Origin of the sequence: Bacillus sp. Bvel1 (genome assembly GCF_014872755.1) — a bacterium.
Taxonomy (GTDB): Bacteria; Bacillota; Bacilli; order Bacillales; family Bacillaceae; genus Bacillus; species Bacillus velezensis.
In genome coordinates this window covers 642,773-659,171 of sequence record NZ_JAAOBZ010000008.1, presented here as the reverse complement: position 1 = coordinate 659,171, position 16,399 = coordinate 642,773, and the positions used below count along the sequence as shown (strand labels likewise).

Annotated in this window: 18 protein-coding genes and 1 pseudogene; 12 read left to right on the top strand and 7 right to left on the bottom strand. The window is 45.4% G+C overall.

What is annotated here, in order from left to right; all coding sequences use genetic code 11:
* Nucleotides 1-7 precede the first annotated feature (7 nt).
* Entirely contained in the window at nt 8-871 is an 864-nt protein-coding gene (gene lipL, locus HAP68_RS17675) for an octanoyl-[GcvH]:protein N-octanoyltransferase (protein ID WP_024085925.1), read from the top strand.
* Here the strand turns inward: lipL and HAP68_RS17670 are convergent.
* The 4 genes and pseudogenes from HAP68_RS17670 to HAP68_RS17655 all read right to left on the bottom strand — a co-directional run.
* A pseudogene (locus tag HAP68_RS17670) lies at nt 852-1,139 on the bottom strand (ATP-binding cassette domain-containing protein); the annotation flags it as partial. The gene lipL and the pseudogene HAP68_RS17670 sit on opposite strands and share 20 nt — an antisense overlap.
* A gap of 97 nt (nt 1,140-1,236) precedes the next feature.
* Nucleotides 1,237-1,791, bottom strand: a complete 555-nt coding sequence (locus HAP68_RS17665; RefSeq protein ID WP_024085924.1) for an HAAS signaling domain-containing protein — start codon at nt 1,789-1,791, stop codon at nt 1,237-1,239.
* The gene (locus HAP68_RS17660; protein WP_014306027.1) at nt 1,792-2,106 is read right to left on the bottom strand and encodes a PadR family transcriptional regulator; all 315 of its coding nucleotides are present in this window, start codon (nt 2,104-2,106) and stop codon (nt 1,792-1,794) included.
* Between the two features lie 261 nt (nt 2,107-2,367).
* Entirely contained in the window at nt 2,368-3,141 is a 774-nt protein-coding gene (locus HAP68_RS17655; protein ID WP_003151032.1) for an RsfA family transcriptional regulator, read from the bottom strand.
* Between the two features lie 204 nt (nt 3,142-3,345).
* Here HAP68_RS17655 and HAP68_RS17650 point away from each other — a divergent pair, with 204 nt between their 5' ends.
* The 3 genes from HAP68_RS17650 to HAP68_RS17640 all read left to right on the top strand — a co-directional run bounded on the left by HAP68_RS17650 (nt 3,346) and on the right by HAP68_RS17640 (nt 5,572).
* A complete protein-coding gene (locus HAP68_RS17650; RefSeq protein WP_003151034.1) occupies nt 3,346-3,570 on the top strand; it encodes a YuzB family protein in 225 nt (74 codons plus the stop codon).
* A gap of 160 nt (nt 3,571-3,730) precedes the next feature.
* The gene (locus tag HAP68_RS17645; RefSeq protein WP_003151035.1) at nt 3,731-5,032 is read left to right on the top strand and encodes an HD domain-containing protein; all 1,302 of its coding nucleotides are present in this window, start codon (nt 3,731-3,733) and stop codon (nt 5,030-5,032) included.
* Nucleotides 5,033-5,071: 39 nt separating this feature from the next.
* Complete coding sequence (locus tag HAP68_RS17640; protein ID WP_003151036.1) at nt 5,072-5,572, top strand: YwgA family protein; 501 nt, start codon at nt 5,072-5,074, stop codon at nt 5,570-5,572.
* Nucleotides 5,573-5,636: 64 nt separating this feature from the next.
* Here the strand turns inward: HAP68_RS17640 and HAP68_RS17635 are convergent, their stop codons facing one another.
* Complete coding sequence (locus tag HAP68_RS17635; RefSeq protein ID WP_024085923.1) at nt 5,637-7,016, bottom strand: amino acid permease; 1,380 nt, start codon at nt 7,014-7,016, stop codon at nt 5,637-5,639.
* A 390-nt stretch (nt 7,017-7,406) separates the two neighbouring features.
* On the opposite strand from HAP68_RS17635, the gene HAP68_RS17630 reads away from it, so the two are divergent.
* On the top strand, nt 7,407-7,826 hold the full coding sequence (locus HAP68_RS17630; protein WP_003151040.1) for a MarR family transcriptional regulator: 420 nt from the start codon (nt 7,407-7,409) through the stop codon (nt 7,824-7,826).
* A 37-nt stretch (nt 7,827-7,863) separates the two neighbouring features.
* On the opposite strand, the gene HAP68_RS17625 is transcribed toward HAP68_RS17630, so the two are convergent.
* Nucleotides 7,864-8,052, bottom strand: a complete 189-nt coding sequence (locus HAP68_RS17625) for a 2-hydroxymuconate tautomerase (RefSeq protein WP_003151042.1) — start codon at nt 8,050-8,052, stop codon at nt 7,864-7,866.
* 105 nt (nt 8,053-8,157) lie between these two features.
* On the opposite strand from HAP68_RS17625, the gene HAP68_RS17620 reads away from it, so the two are divergent.
* The 3 genes from HAP68_RS17620 to HAP68_RS17610 all read left to right on the top strand — a co-directional run bounded on the left by HAP68_RS17620 (nt 8,158) and on the right by HAP68_RS17610 (nt 9,923).
* Nucleotides 8,158-8,817: a site-2 protease family protein gene (locus HAP68_RS17620; protein ID WP_003151043.1), complete on the top strand. Its 660-nt coding sequence runs from the start codon at nt 8,158-8,160 to the stop codon at nt 8,815-8,817.
* Nucleotides 8,818-8,829: 12 nt separating this feature from the next.
* On the top strand, nt 8,830-9,348 hold the full coding sequence (locus HAP68_RS17615; protein ID WP_003151045.1) for a YwhD family protein: 519 nt from the start codon (nt 8,830-8,832) through the stop codon (nt 9,346-9,348).
* A gap of 143 nt (nt 9,349-9,491) precedes the next feature.
* Nucleotides 9,492-9,923, top strand: coding sequence for a hypothetical protein (locus tag HAP68_RS17610; RefSeq protein ID WP_003151048.1), 432 nt, complete (start codon nt 9,492-9,494; stop codon nt 9,921-9,923).
* A gap of 23 nt (nt 9,924-9,946) precedes the next feature.
* Here the strand turns inward: HAP68_RS17610 and HAP68_RS17605 are convergent, their stop codons facing one another.
* Complete coding sequence (locus HAP68_RS17605) at nt 9,947-12,019, bottom strand: transglycosylase domain-containing protein (RefSeq protein WP_003151050.1); 2,073 nt, start codon at nt 12,017-12,019, stop codon at nt 9,947-9,949.
* Nucleotides 12,020-12,218: 199 nt separating this feature from the next.
* Between HAP68_RS17605 and speE the strand changes: the two genes are divergently transcribed.
* The 4 genes from speE (at nt 12,219) to HAP68_RS17585 (ending at nt 16,357) form a co-directional block, all read left to right on the top strand.
* The gene (speE, locus tag HAP68_RS17600; protein ID WP_003151052.1) at nt 12,219-13,049 is read left to right on the top strand and encodes a spermidine synthase; all 831 of its coding nucleotides are present in this window, start codon (nt 12,219-12,221) and stop codon (nt 13,047-13,049) included.
* A gap of 59 nt (nt 13,050-13,108) precedes the next feature.
* Entirely contained in the window at nt 13,109-13,981 is an 873-nt protein-coding gene (gene speB / locus HAP68_RS17595; protein WP_003151054.1) for an agmatinase, read from the top strand.
* A 410-nt stretch (nt 13,982-14,391) separates the two neighbouring features.
* A complete protein-coding gene (gene argS, locus HAP68_RS17590) occupies nt 14,392-16,062 on the top strand; it encodes an arginine--tRNA ligase (RefSeq protein WP_046341454.1) in 1,671 nt (556 codons plus the stop codon).
* 145 nt (nt 16,063-16,207) lie between these two features.
* The gene (locus HAP68_RS17585; RefSeq protein WP_154018703.1) at nt 16,208-16,357 is read left to right on the top strand and encodes a hypothetical protein; all 150 of its coding nucleotides are present in this window, start codon (nt 16,208-16,210) and stop codon (nt 16,355-16,357) included.
* The last annotated feature ends 42 nt before the right edge of the window (nt 16,358-16,399 follow it).

The window sequence follows — 16,399 nt, the reverse complement described above, 5'->3', positions numbered from 1 at the left end:
AATATAGATGGGAAAGCAACCGATTGATTTACTGATGCAGCCGAGCTGGAGAATCATTGACCAATCCAGCCTCGGCCCTTATTTTGATGCGAAGCAGTCATTCGCAATAGATGATACGCTGTGCGCCTCCGTAGGCAAAGGGGAATCGCCTGCGACGGCACGCACTTGGGTGCACCACCGGACGATCGTGCTCGGCATTCAGGACACACGCCTGCCGTTTTTAGAGGACGGCGTGAAATTGCTGGAGGGCGAAGGCTACCGTGTCATTGTCCGCAATTCCGGGGGCCTCGCGGTCGTTCTCGATGAAGGCGTATTGAATATTTCTCTTATTTTTGAAGATGAGAAAAAAGGCATCGACATTGACAGAGGCTACGAGGCGATGACAGAGCTGGTGCGGCGGATGCTGCGTCCGTACAATGCCGAAATTGAAGCATATGAAATTAAAGGATCGTACTGTCCGGGCAGCTATGATCTCAGCATCGGCGGCCGAAAATTCGCGGGAATCTCACAAAGACGCCTGCGGGGCGGAACCGCGGTTCAGATTTACCTCTGTGCCGATAAAAGCGGAAGCGAACGCGCCGATCTGATCAGACGTTTCTATCAAGCCGCTTTAAAAGACAAAAGCAACGATACAAAAAGCGTATATCCCGATATCCGGCCCGAAACGATGGCTTCATTAAGCGAATTGCTGCAAACGGACATTACCGTGCAGGACTTAATGCTGGCGCTTTTGACTGAACTGAAGGAACTCAGCGGACGCCTGTATGCAGCCGGATTATCGCCGGAAGAGGAAATGGTATTTGAAAAAAATCTGATCCGAATGCTGGAACGGAATGAGAAGGTGTTCGGCACGCAGGAAAGCTTGGACTGAGTCCGGGCTTTTTTGTTTCAATGATAACCCCGATATGTCTCATAAAATATTCAAAGTCGCTGTCCGGTCTGCCTCTGAATGAAATGGCTCCTTCTGTTTTTTTAATAAGCTGTACGATCATTCTGAAAATAGTGGTTTTACCTGAGCCGTTCGGCCCTAAAAGGCCGAATATCTCGCCTTTTCTCACATCGAAAGAAATTGACTGTACAATAGGGGTATGATTGATGGTTTTAGAGACATCTTTTAATATCAGGGCTGGTTCACTCATGCTACTTGCACACCTTCCTTATGATTTAGGGTAAAAGCCGTCAAAACCGAAGAACATGCTTCCGATCAGGCCGGCAGCGATTAAAATGAGAGCAATGCTATACCACATTTTTCGATTCAATGGTTTCCCTCCTTACAATGCTGACATTCCATTTGAAATAGCGCAAAAAGATGCGGAATATCAGTTTCGAAAGATCAAATCCGGCCATAAACACCGCCATACCCGCTCCGAGGACCATACATCCGTTAAAAATGGCTGTTACAATCGGCACTTTTATGAGGAGAAAGAATGATCCGGTCATCAGCATCAGGCCGATTGCCATCAAACTTAACACCGCAACAGAGGCAAAAAGAAACGGTGTCAGCATAAACATGAAGTTGAACATGCCCATACCCAGCATCAGGCCGAATGCTTTGAAAAAGGAGCGCCATGTTTTCTGCTCCTCGGCATCACTGATGAAAATATCCGCTTTTAAGGCGCGCGCAAGTGTTTTGGGGTTTCCTAAATTGCCGGCGATTTGTTCATCGCTTTTTCCTTCAGCGACGCCCATTTGGAATATTTCGCCGATATCGGCGAGTATCTCTTTTTGCTCAAATTCCGGCAGATCTTTTATTTCCCGCCGGAGATGTTTTAAATATTGGTCTTTACACATTCATTTTCCCTCCTTAATGATGCTGTTCACTTTTTCGGACAGGTCAAGCCATTCCGATTTTAATGTGTGATGATAAAAGGCGCCTTCTTCTGTTACTTTGTAATATTTGCGTGACGGGCCTTGATCTGAAGCTGCTGTATACGTTTTTAAATAGTTATTTTTCGTAAGTCTTCGTAATATGGGGTAGATGGTGCCCTCCGATACAGGGAACGTTTCACTTATGACCTTGATTAATTCATAACCATATAAATCTTCATAAAGAAGCAGGGACAACACACAAAGTTCCAATGCTCCTTTTCGTAATTGGCTACTCATTTACTATCATTCCCATCATATCTAATAATTGTATTCTCTATACAGTGTATTGCACAGTAGCTAATCGATCAATAATTCCCAAGAACCATTTGGGATGAGGAATTGAATCTTTATGCTTATGTGCGGGCGGGGACCGAGATGCGCAGCCCTTGCGGGAAGAAGGCCTCCTGAACAATGTTTACATTAATATAGATCAGGATGCGCGTCATTGACAAATGGCAAAAACCCCTTTTTCCATGACAAAGAAAGGGGTTTTTTGCGTTATTCGGCCATTTTTTCTAAATTGCCGTTTCGGTCCATTTTAAAGGACGGAGACGCATGCTCGTCGTCTTCAAATAAAACTAGTTTTCTGGCTCTGTTCATAATTTTCACCAAGGTTTCGTAGTCTTCCTGAATGGTTTTTTGATCTTTTTCAAGCTTTTCGACGGCCGCTTCCAGCTGCTCGGTTTTAGACTGAAGTTCTTGGTTTTCCCGTTTTAAACGGTCATTTTCCATCTGCAGGGCGGAAGTTTGCTTTCCGCTGCCTTCATAGCTCTGCAGAAATTGAATGACGTCTGCCATTGTGAGCTCCGCCTTTTGGCTCGGCTGCTGAGGCGCCAGCAAATGTGATAAACTAGCTAACTCTTCCTTGAAGCTTTCATCGACATAAGGCATATGTTCGCCGGACATGACGGCTTGCCGGTCCTCTTTTGGCGCTTCCGTTTGAACCGTCTCTTCGGCTGCGGTTTCTTGAATGATGTCCGCATCCGGTGCAGGCGGCTGGTATAATAGTTTCTTCTTGGCCGGCTGGCCGTTTCCGAGCGCGCGCATCCGCTGTTTCCGCTGTTTTTTTGCAAGCTGAAGCGCTTTTTCATATTGATGGCGCACGACGGCATTCCATCTGAATCCGCACGCTGCCGACGTTCTGTTTAATTTATCGCCTACCTCTTCAAAGGCGTTCAGCTGCGTGCTTCCTTCCCGGACGTGCCGGAGCACGGTTTCCGCAAGCAGCAGGTCATTTTCCTCCGACCAGGCGTCCTGTCTTTGCTTTGTCAATGTTCTCAACCCCCAATAATCTTTGATGGTATTAGAATGTCCAGATTGGAAAATATTTATACAAATTGGCTGAAAGAATGAGAGATACGCAGAGCCTTGCAGGATAAGATGAATCCTTGTACAATAAAACGTGATGTGATTTTTTTCGTTTTTAAAATTTAAGATTTAACATAGAGGAACATTGAATGAAGGGAAGCGTACATCATGGCTAATGAATTCCGAGTGTGTGATGATTGCCAGGCCACCAATATTAAGACATTGCTGCCGCGTTTGAAAGAAGCTGACCCGGATGCAAAAGTGGAGGTCGGATGTCAGTCATATTGCGGGCCCGGACGCAAGAAATCGTTTGCTTTCGTAAACAACCGCCCGCTGTCGGCGCCGACTGAGGACGAGCTGATTGAGAAAGTGAAAAAGAAGATCAAAAAGTAAATGTGCATTTTTACGACAGCCTCGCCCGATGGGTCAGGCTTTTTTGCTTCAAAAAATCAATGATTGAAAACTGGAACAAAACGCCGGACAAATTCAAGGATGTTTTCAAATTACAGAGCCGATATAATAGAATCACGGCTAAAAAAAAGAGGGAATGACGATGGCGTATCCAAACGGAAAATTATCAGAAGAAAAAGTGTTTAAAGATCCCGTTCACCGCTATGTTCATGTGCGGGACAAGCTGATCTGGGATTTGATCGGCACCCGTGAATTTCAGCGGCTGCGCCGGATCAAACAGCTCGGTACGACGTATTTGACGTTTCACGGCGCGGAACACAGCCGTTTTAACCATTCTCTCGGCGTCTATGAGATTGTCAGACGAATGGTTGATGATGTTTTTAAAGGGCGTCCTGAATGGGATGACAATGAACGCGAACTCTGTCTCAGCGCCGCGCTTTTGCACGATTTGGGACATGGGCCGTTTTCGCATTCCTTTGAAAAGGTTTTTCATCTGGATCATGAAGACTATACGAGGGAAATCATTCTCGGCGACACCGAGGTGAATCAGGTTCTCAGAAAGGCGGGACCGGGATTTCCGCAGGATGTTGCCGAAGTCATTGCCAAAACATACAAAAACAAACAGGTGGTCAGCCTGATTTCGAGCCAGATTGACGCCGACAGGATGGATTACCTTCAGCGGGACGCATACTATACGGGCGTCAGCTACGGACATTTTGATATGGAACGGATTTTAAGGGTCATGCGTCCGCGAGAGGACCAGATCGTCATTAAGCAAAGCGGCATGCACGCCGTCGAAGACTATATTATGAGCCGCTATCAAATGTACTGGCAGGTGTATTTTCATCCCGTGACGAGAAGCGCTGAAGTCATTTTGACGAAAATTCTCCACCGTGCGAAGCAGCTCCATGAAGAAGGGTATATATTCACTCATGCTCCCGTTCATTTTTATTCCATTTTTGAAGGGAAGCTGACGCTTGCGGATTATCTGAAGCTTGATGAAGCCATCATTTTATATTATTTCCAGGCTTGGGAGGAAGAAGAGGACCCGATTCTGTCCGACTTGTGCCGCCGCTTCATTAACCGCCAGCTGTTTCAATATGCCGAATTTAATCCGAATGAGGAAATGTCGGCTTATTTTGAACTGACCGCTCTCTTTAAAGAGGCGGGAATTGATCCCAATTACTATTTAGTGGTCGATTCTTCATCGGATCTGCCGTATGATTTTTACCGGCCGGGTGAAGAGGAGGAGCGTCTGCCGATTCATCTGTTAACGCAGAACGGCCAGATCAAAGAGCTGTCCAGGCAGTCCGCCATTGTCGAATCCATTTCGGGCAAACGCCGGACGGACCATAAGCTCTACTATCCGATGGACCTCATTTGCGACGATTCAGAAAACCCTGAAGCAAAATTAAAAATCCGGCAGCTGCTGGGACTGACATAGAAGGATTTTGGTAAAGAAGGAAAAGGAGATGTCGGGAATTTGTTGAAAGAACATGCAAAACTGATGAAGGTGTTCTCGGATTCTGGAGAAATCATCGGGCGGAAAAAGCTGCAGAAAATCATTTATATCGCGAAGAAAATGCAGTATCCTTTCTACGAAAAATATGATTTTCATTTTTACGGCCCGTATTCCGAAGAACTGACGCTTCGAATTGAAGAGCTGTGCAATCTTGGGTTTCTGGATGAGGTGAAGGAAAAAAAGGGCGGCTACTTTCAATACCGGTACTCGCTGACGGAGACGGGAGCCGAGTTTTTACATCATGCGGAGCTTAAGATGCCGGATATGAAGAAGTACATCGACAGCGTCAACAGCCGCTCATCCCGGTTTCTGGAGCTGGTGTCTACGATTTTGTATTTTGACGGCCTTGAAGCTGAGGAAAAGAAAGAGAAAGTGTTTACGATAAAAAGCAAACAGAAATATACGGATGAAGAATATGATGAGGCGCTTCACTACATAGAAGAGCTGAAACACATTTGTTAAAGGCGATGGCTTTCGTCTTTTTTTATGAAAAAACCAGGCCGCGATGAAGCGGGCCTGGTTTTGTTTATTGTCTCAATTTGCTGTGCTTGTACGAATATAAAAAGTAAACGATGACGCCGATGATCAGCCAGACGGCAAAATAAAGCCACGTTTTCAGCGGCAGATTGACCATTAAAAACAAACAGCAGATAATGGCCAAAATCGGCAGTACGGGTACAAAAGGCACTTTAAATCCCCGTGGCAGATCTTTATGGGTGCGGCGCAGAATCAGCACGGACAGACTGACCATGGCAAATGTCAATAGCGCGCCGATGTTTGAGAGATCCGACAGCTCTTTCAGATCAACAAAACCCGCGATGCAGGCGCTGATCAGTCCGATCAGCCATGTATTAAAGATCGGCGCTCCCGATTTCTTTCCGACAATGGTAAAGACTTTCGGCAGCATTCCGTCTCTTGCCATCGCAAAAGATATACGGGTCGCCGCATATGTATGGGCGAGAACGACGGCCATCAGTCCGATCACCGCACCGGCAGCGATAACGCCCGCCACCGCGTTTTGTCCGACAGTCTGTAACACATAAGACATGGCTTCCGGCACATTAAGCTGTGAATACGGAACCATACCCGTCATGACGAGACAGACGATGACGTATACCAATGTACAGATCACCAGGGAACCGATAATACCGATCGGCAGGTTGCGCTGCGGTTTTTTGACTTCTTCAGCCGAAGCCGAAATCGCGTCAAACCCGAGAAACGCAAAAAAGACGGCAGAAGCCCCCGTAATGACGCCTTTGATTCCAAAAGGCATAAAAGGATGCCAATTGCCCGGCTTTACAAAAAAGCTTCCTGTGATGATAAACAGCAAAACAATTCCGATTTTTACGAGAACCATTATATTATTAAAGGTTTTGCTCTCTTTAGAGCCTCGTGACAGAACGACGGCAATTAATAGAGTAATGATGATGGCAGGAAGGTTGACGATGCCCCCCTGGCTCGGCACGTGCAGCAGACTGTCCGGCAAAGGCATGCCGATTTCGGCTAACAGATTATTAAAATAACTTGACCAGCCGCTTGCCACCGCCGACGCCGTCACCATATAAACGGATAAGAGCGTCCAGCCCATTAAATGGCCGACAATTTCTCCCATGGTGGTATAAGAGTAAATATAGGCGCTTCCGTAAACCGGGAGAACAGAAGCGATTTCGGCGTAACATAATGCTGCAAGGCTGCAGACAACGGCTGCAATGATAAAAGAAAAGATTACGGAAGGCCCAGCGTTTTTCGCGGCTGTAATGCCTGTAAGAACCATGACGCCCGTCCCGATGACGGCGCCGATGCCCAGTAATGTTAAATCAAATCCACCCATCGTTTTGGCAGTCTGCCTTTTTCTGCTTTGTTCAAGCAGCTGGGTGATGTCTTTTTTTTGTAGGATATTCCGCAACACGCATCCCTCCATCCAAAAGCAAAAGCCAAGAGGGACTCTTTGGCTTTTACCCGTGTCACATCTTCTGTGTAATCGACAATCCTGTGTTCTGTTTCCCCGTCTGTTCCGTTTCTTTTCTTTTCCAATCATATTGTCTGCCGCATCCGATCAGATTATCCTTTCCGTCAAACGCAGTCACCCTTAATGATTTTACCTGAATCGTGTCTATAAAACCAGCATTGCATAAAAGGATATGGTAAAAAAGAGGGAGACAAAAGTCTGTGCAGGGCAGGATAAAAGTTGCGGGCATTCCGGCCGGAATTTTGACTTTCTCCGTAAGGTATCAGTAAAATGTAATAAAAAACAAACAAATGATGATGGATGCATCTTGAAATGGGGAGTTTCTGCATGAAGCACGATAACTTGCAAGCAAATGTACTGGATTACGCGCTCACGAAATATTTAAAGAGCACGAAAAAGCTTGATGAGGCGACAATTCCAAAGAGTATAAACAATATCAGAGGATTTATTCTGAGGATTATTTACCGGCATGGCACGTGCACGATTAAAGATATATTGCAGGAGGTCACATTATCGCCTTCCGCCACGACAACCGCTCTCAATCATTTAGAAAAAGAAGGATTCGTGGAAAGGTCGAGAAACAATGAAGACCGCCGCACGGTATGGATGACGCTTTCCGAATCGGGAAAAATGGCGGCCATGCAAATGATTGAAAACCGGCAGCTGCTCATTGACGAACTGTTCGAAGCATTGACAGAGGAAGAAAAGAAAATCTTTTTCAGCCTGGTTGAAAAGGTTGTGAAATAAGCCGGCCTGACATAGCAGCGCCGGCCATTATCAAGGATTACTCCGTATCGCTGATCCGTTTGCCGGCGACGGCGTAATGATCCTTTCTCATTTCTTCAATCATGACAATGATCTTTTCTTCGGCTGCGCCAGTCGTTTCTTTTACGGCTTCGGTCACTTTTTCAACCAGATTCCGTTTTTGTTCATCTGTGCGGCCTTCAAGCATTTTAACGGTTACGAGCGGCATGGTGCTGATCCTCCTTTATCGTTTCCTCTCTTTGGAAGAGAGATCACTTATAGTATACTGAATGAAGGACAATCTTGCATTTTTAAAAAAAGGGGATTTTGACATTTGGACAGATTTTTATATTATCCGCTGGAGCTTATGCCCTATGTCGTGATTACGCTGATCGTGGCATTTACGATGCATGAACTGGCGCACGCGTATGTCGCGTATCGGTTCGGAGACGATACCGCGGCGAGACAGGGCAGATTAACGCTCAATCCGATTAAACATCTTGATGTTTTCGGAACGATTCTAATTTTGGTCGCGGGTTTCGGCTGGGCCCGTCCGGTGCCGGTGAACCGCCGCGCCTTTAAAAGACCGCGGCTGGCGGGAGTGCTGGTTTCCGTCGCCGGGCCCGTAAGCAACCTGCTTCTTGCCTTTATCGGTTTCTTTTTGCTAGTGTTGATGCATGCTTACGGAATGGAGCTGCTTTCTGCATTCAGCATGGGGCTTGACCGCTTTTTCTCTATTTGGATTCAGCTGAATCTCGCGCTGTGTTTATTCAACCTGCTGCCGCTTCCTCCGCTTGACGGCTACCGGATTATTGAGGATCTCGTGCCGCCGCGGGTGCGCGCCAAAATGACTCAGTTTGAGAGCTATGGGATTATCGTGTTTCTCGTGCTGTTTGTGACACCGGTCGGCTCCTATGTCGTGTGGCCGCTGTTAAGCGAGGGGAGAGACTGGATTCTCAAGGTATTTGCCATTATATTTCAACCGCTTTTGTAGGAGGGTATTTTCATGGAAGAAAAAAAGAAGAAAACAATCGGATTTAATATTATTAAAAGTGATCCGACCGACGGACATGGCGGTTTTGGCGCCGGGTCGCTGAGCCTTGATAATATTTCTCCGGTATTTGTCGATGTGGAAGAGAAGGAAGCCTTCGTTGACATCGGCGCAATGCATGCCCGCAGTGTCGTTGAAAAAGGCATCAAATTCCTGCCGAACAAAGATGAAGTGCCGAACGGAAAACCGTACTGGCTCGTGTGGGTCACCATCGACAGAAAAGAAGAAGGCCCTTATTACGCGGGTGTGACGGCTTGTGAAATGACCGTGGACAGAAGTATCCGCAGAGGCTATAAGTCATTGCCGGAGCATGTGAATTTAATGGATAAATCAATGAAGCGCCGCATTATCGTGGACAAAATGGACGCCAGCTCAAAGCAGGTGCTTGCTGAATTTCTGCAGAAGCATGACCAAGGGCTCTGGGAACGTTCATCCGATGAATTGAAAACGGGTCTGCTTCCGGACGAAAAATAATTTGTGAACTTTATGTGAACTTTATAAATATTTGCACTAATTTGCAATTGTACTGAGTAAACTGTTGATACAGAATCAGGACATGGAAAGTCCCGAGCCGAACCAAGACTCGGGGTTTTTCATGTTTACGCGGAGGTTTCATCATGTTCACCGTCTTTGACATCGGGCCTTGGATCATTGAAGCAGATACGGCGGAAACGAGAAAACAATATGAAAAATCATGGCCTGATCCCTGCGATTGCGGGAGCTGCCGGAACTTTTCCGAGGCGGTGAATCTCCTTCCCGCCGAGAAAACAAGACTGTTTACGCAGTTTGGGATTCGTCCGGCTGTCTGTCACGACTTGGGGGAGCATGGAAAGGAAAACGGCCTGCATCATTATGCGGGCAGCTATCCGATTGTCGGCAGGCTTAGGGAAGGCTGGCCGAAGTTTCATATTGAGAGAGCGGGAGATATCCGCTTTTCGTTTTCTTTGCCTAGTACAACATTTTTTATACCGAAGGGTTTTCCTGACCCTATTATCCATCTCGACTTTTCACTCTTGCTCCCATGGGTGCTTGAGGAAGACGCGGATTAAGCCCGGCGCGCAATGCACCGGGCTCAGTCTTTTTTGCCGAGCCACTTATCCCACCACTTTTTGCGCGGAGCTTCTTTACGGGCGGGGACGTGTTCCTTTTCTTTTTTAGACGGTTCCGGTCCGTAGCACACATCCGCGGGCTCAGTGCCTGCGATGAAATACGTGTAATGCTTTGCGGCGCATCCGGGTCCCGAAGTGTAGCCGGAAGCGGGGTCAATATAGACGCCCGTGACGCCCTTCGGCGGTTTAAGCGCTATTTCCGGTTCTCCTTCGAGCGCCTTCTCCATAAAGTCCGCCCAAATCGTCTTCGCATAGCTTTTTTCTTCTACTGAATCAATCGTGCTGCTTTTGTCATAGCCTGTCCACACACCGGCGGCAAGAGCCGGATTAAAGCCGATCATCCAGCTGTCTGCGCTGGTCGTGCCTGATTTCCCGCCGTACGTCCGGGTCAGCCGGTCTGAAATGGTGCGTCCCGTGACGGAAGTATAGCCGTTTAAATCCTGATCAAACATGCCTGTCATCATGCTCGCCGTCACAAAAGCGGCTTTTTTATCAAGCGTCTGCTGATGTCCGCGCGGCTGTTCATACAAGATGTTGCCGGCGGTATCCGTCACTTTTGTGATAAAGGAAGGGGTGATTTGTTTTCCCCCGTTTGCGAGCATCGCATAGGCATTAACCATCTCAATCGGGCGCACGGGTTCAGTCCCGAGCGCCAGAGACGGAAGGGGCTTTAAATGTTCGCTGATGCCGAATTCCTTTGCCGCCGACACGAGCTTATTCATGCCGAGAAAGAGATGGGTCTTCACGGCATAAATGTTGTCTGATAAGGCAAGCGCCTGAAGCAGCGTAATCGGTTTATTAGCGTAGTAGCCGTTGTAATTGCTTGGAGAATAGGTATCTCCGTTGTCGTCAATCTGGAACTCTGTGGCTTCGCTTTTCATCAGCGTGACCGGTGTAAAGCCGCTTTGAATCGCTTTGTAATACAAAAGCGGCTTGATCGTGGAAGCCGGCTGCCGTTTCGCCTGTGTCGCCCGGTCAAACGGGCTTTTTTCGTAGTCACGTCCGCCGAGAAGCGCAAGCACGCGCCCTGTTGCCGGATCAATCGCGGAAAAGCCGACCTGAATGTCAGAGCCGGTACGGATCGTATGTGCCACAGTGTTTTCCGCGATCCGCTGCATGCGCTTATCAAGCGTTGTATAAACACGCAATCCGCTCGTTGCGAGCTGTTCGCGCGTCATGCCGAGCTTTTTCTCGAGTTCTTTCATCGCATCATCGTAAAAATAAGGCGCCGTTTTTGCCGCGGTTCTGCTTTTCAGCGGCTGATAGGCAAGCGGCGTTTTCTTAATCCTTTCCGCCTTTTCTTTTGAGATCATTTTTTGTCCGGCCATCAGACGGAGAATGGTTTCCTGGCGCTGTTTGGCCTTCTTTTCACTGACATATGGCGAATAGCCGGACGGGCCTTTCGGTATGCCCGCCAGAAGCACGGCTTCCGCATCGTTCAGATCTTTGGCGTGTTTGCCGAAATACAGGCGGGAGGCGGCTTCAATTCCGTATGCGCCGTGGCCGTAATATATCGTATTTACATAACCTTCTAAAATCTCGTTTTTGGAATAGTTCTGTTCAAGGCGGATCGTGTAAAATGCTTCGTTCCATTTTCGTTTCCATGTTTTATCATGCTCAAGGTAGAGATTTCTCGCGTATTGCTGGGTGATGGTGCTGGCGCCCTGAACCTTGGCCATTGCCTTTATGTCAGCCAGCGCGGCGGCGGCCATCCGCCGGTAATCAAAACCGTGGTGATTGTAAAAGTTTTGATCCTCCACCGCAATCGCGGCCTGCACCGCTGTCGGATTGATATCTTTTAACCGAACCCAGTAGCGCTTTTCCCCGAAATCGGTCTCACCTAGCTTTGAGCCGTCATTTGCATAAAGAATCGTAGACTGAGGAACCCGGACGGAGGGGGCGCCCTGCCATTTCGCTGCAAGAAGAACGGATGTGAAGCAGACGCCGGCCAGCATTCCGCCGATCAGTGTCAGAAAGATGCAGGCGCGGATGATTTTGAACGTGATTCTGAGCTGTTTTCCAGATACTTTATCCACTTTTGGGAACCCCCTTTTTCATGATTCTATTATTATGTGAAAAAAGGGGGTTTTTTAAACATATCAAACCGGACACTTCTTTACTTTTTCCCCTCCATCCTCTATACTTTTTCCTTAGGTGAAAATGAGATTTTAACCGGAATAAAAGCGATACAGACGCTTACAATAAATGAAATAAGCCTTGAAAGGGAGATGACAATTGAGCGAGCTTTGGTATACGGAGAAGCAGACGAAGAATTTCGGCATTACATTAAAGGTGAAACAAACATTACATACGGAACAGACGGAATTTCAGCATCTGGAAATGGTGGAGACAGAAGAATTCGGCAACATGCTGTTCTTAGACGGAATGGTCATGACATCTGAAAAAGACGAATTCGTCTATCATGAAATGGTTGCGCACGTCCCGTTATTTACGCACCCGAATCCGGAAAACGTTCTCGTTGTCGGCGGCGGAGACGGCGGTGTCATCAGAGAGATTCTGAAGCACCCAAGCGTAAAAAAAGCGACGCTTGTCGACATTGACGGCAAGGTTATTGAATACTCTAAAAAATTCCTTCCGTCCATTGCGGGCAAGCTTGATGATCCGCGCGTCGACGTGAGAGTCGATGACGGTTTCATGCACATCGCGAAATCAGAAAATGAGTATGACGTCATCATGGTTGATTCAACAGAACCGGTCGGACCGGCCGTCAATCTGTTCTCAAAAGGCTTCTATGCCGGAATTTCCAAGGCGTTAAAAGAAGACGGCATCTTCGTCGCGCAGACGGACAACCCGTGGTTTACACCGGAACTGATTACAAACGTACAGCGTGACGTGAAAGAAATCTTCCCGATCACCCGTCTGTATACGGCTAATATCCCGACGTACCCGAGCGGCCTGTGGACATTTACGATCGGTTCTAAAAAGTACGATCCGCTTGAAGTAGAGGACAGCCGTTTCTTCGACATCGACACGAAGTATTACACGAAAGAGCTTCACAAAGCAGCATTTGTTCTTCCGAAATTTGTGAGCGACTTAATCAAATAAAAACGTACGGCGCAGGAGCGAATCTTGCGCTTTTTTACAGGAAAGCGAGGGTATTATTGATGAGATTTGATGAAGCATATTCAGGAAAAGTATTTATCGCGAGCCGCCCCGACTGGAAAGAGGCGGACGCCATCCTTTACGGCATGCCGATGGATTGGACGGTCAGCTACCGTCCCGGTTCACGATTCGGCCCGGGGAGAATCCGCGAGGTGTCTATCGGTCTTGAAGAATACAGCCCGTACCTCGACCGTGACTTGGCTGATTTGAATTTCTTTGACGCCGGAGACATTCCGCTTCCGTTCGGCAATCCGCAAAGAAGCCTTGATATGATTGAAGAATACGTGGACGGCATCCTAGAAAAAGGCAAGTTCCCGCTCGGCATGGGAGGGGAGCACCTTGTATCATGGCCTGTCATAAAAGCCATGTATAAGAAGTTTCCGGATCTTGCCATCATTCATTTTGACGCGCACACCGACCTGCGCACGGATTATGAAGGCGAACCGCTTTCCCACTCTACTCCGATCCGCAAAGCGGCCGAGCTCATCGGGCCGCAAAACGTATTTTCATTCGGCATCCGCTCCGGAATGAAGGAAGAATTTGAATGGGCGAAAGAAAACGGCATGCACATTTCTAAGTTTGAAGTGCTTGAGCCGTTGAAAAAAGTGCTGCCGCAGCTTGCGGGACGCCCGGTTTATGTCACCATCGATATCGACGTTCTCGACCCCGCTCATGCGCCGGGAACGGGCACGGTTGACGCGGGAGGCATCACGTCTAAAGAATTGCTCGCGTCCATCCATGAAATCGCGCGCTCAGAGGTCAGCGTAAAAGGCGCCGACCTCGTAGAAGTGGCACCGGTCTATGACCACTCAGAACAAACCGCAAACACGGCAAGCAAGATGATCCGTGAAATGCTGCTTGGGTTTGTGAAATAATTAAAGTCTCTTATATAACAGCTTTCTTTAAGTTGGGTTAATCTGTTAAAATAAAGGAAACTAACCTTATCGATGAGATTTAAATCAGATATGGATTTTTTTAATGAAGTGAGCATTACGGAATAACAGAAACTAGATATCTTTTCTGATATTCCAATAAAGAAGTACTTATATTTCGGACACAGGGCTATTGCTTTATCAAGAGGAATAGTCCGCTTTAAATATAAAGAAGATTAGGAAAATCAGAAAATTAAAACGTTTTAAAGTCAGTAATAAGAAATTATAATAAAGAGAATTGGAACACATAAAATTATAGTTTGGGGAGTTTGATACATGCACTATAGTATAAATCCACTACTGCATATCATTCACATAACCTTATTGCTAGATTATGAAGGAGGAATGTATTCATGAATATCCTACAACAGGTACAGGAGAAACTCAAAATTGAAATTAACTCAGCGGTTATTGAGGCTGGTTTAATAGATGATATTGATATTTTAAATATAAGACTGGAAAAACCGAAAGACAAGTTAAACGGGGATTTCTCGACAAATATTGCTATGCAACTGGCTAAAAAATTAAAAAAAGCCCCACTTCAAATCGCAGAGAAAATAGTTGATCTCCTTGTTAAAGAAAAAGCTTATATCAAAAAAGTTGATATTGTACGACCAGGATTTATCAATTTCTATATGGACAATCATTGTTTAACAGAACTTATTCCTGTTGTAATTAAAGCAGGCGATTCTTATGGAGAGATTAATTTAGGAAAGGGAAAAAGAATTTTAGTGGAGTATGTATCAGCTAATCCTACAGGTGATCTTCATTTAGGACATGCGCGTGGAGCTGCTTTTGGCGATTCACTTTGTAATATTTTTGATAAAGCAGGATTTGATGTAGTGAGAGAATTTTATATCAATGATGCCGGTAATCAGATGCAAAACCTTTCATTATCTATAGAAGCACGTTATTTTCAAGCTTTAGGGCACAACAAGGGTTTACCGGAAGGGGGATACCAAGGATCGGATATAAAAGAAATTGCAATAGAGCTTGTAAAAGCATATGAAGATAAATATTTACATGAAGAAGAAGGTAAGAGACGAAGCTTTTTCTTTGAGTATGGGTTAAAACATGAGTTGGGGAAACTACGAAGAGATTTGGAAAATTTCCGAGTTTCATTTGATGTATGGTTTTCAGAAACCTCACTCTATCAAAAAAATAAAATAACTCCAAGTCTTGATGTGTTGAAAGAGAGAGATTATATATATGAAAAAGATGGTGCCACCTGGTTTAAATCAACAAATTTCGGAGATGATAAAGATCGAGTCTTGATCAAAAAAGATGGATCATTCACTTACTTATTACCTGATATCGCTTATCATAAAGATAAGATAGATCGAGGATTCGATAAACTAATAAATCTATGGGGAGCAGATCATCATGGCTATGTTTCTCGAATGAAAGCTGCAATAGAGGCTTTGGGTTACGAAAAGGAGAAGTTAGATATAGTAATTATTCAACTTGTTAATCTTCATAAAAATGGAGAAAAAGTTAAAATGAGCAAAAGGACAGGAAATGCATTAACAATGCGGGATCTTACTGAAGAAGTCGGTCTTGATGCAGCTCGATTCTTTTTTGCTATGCGGAGTGCAGACACACATCTTGACTTTGATTTAGATCTTGCCGTAGCCAAATCTAATGAAAATCCAGTATATTACGTGCAATATGCACATGCGAGAATTTGTAGTATAATTCGGCAAGGAAAAGAGGAAGAACTATTTGCTGATACTGATTGTAACTGGGCATATATAAATACGGAAAAAGAATATGACTTACTAAAAAAAATTGGGGAATTTCCGGATTCAGTTAGTGATGCAGCAAAAAAACAAAATCCAAATCGCATTACTAGCTATGTCTATGAACTAGCTACGGCTCTTCACAGCTTTTATAATGCTGAAAAAGTAATCGATCCTAATCATAAAGAAAAAAGTCGAGCTCGTTTGGCTTTAATGAAAGCTACCCAAATAACTATGAAAAATGCATTAAAATTGATAGGAGTTTCTGCCCCAGAAAAAATGTGATATTGGTGAAAAACATTGCTTACTTGGAGCAATGTTTTTTTTTATTTAGTTTTCTGAATAGGAAAATTAAACAAAGTATTCAAAAAACGGTTGAAAGTATATAACTTATTTGGTAATATTTTAAAGTGAAAGGGAGGTGAAAAAAATGAAAAAAAATTACAAAGAAGATATTTCGAAAGAAAAAATGAACAATAAGGAAAATAACAAACTAGTCATTAAAGCGACTGATTTTAAAATTGAAGAAATATCAGAAATGCCAATGGCTCTCCGTCAACAGTCCTGGTATAACAGATAATTTTTTTCAAGATCCGAAGAATTTTTTCGGGTCTTGAAATCC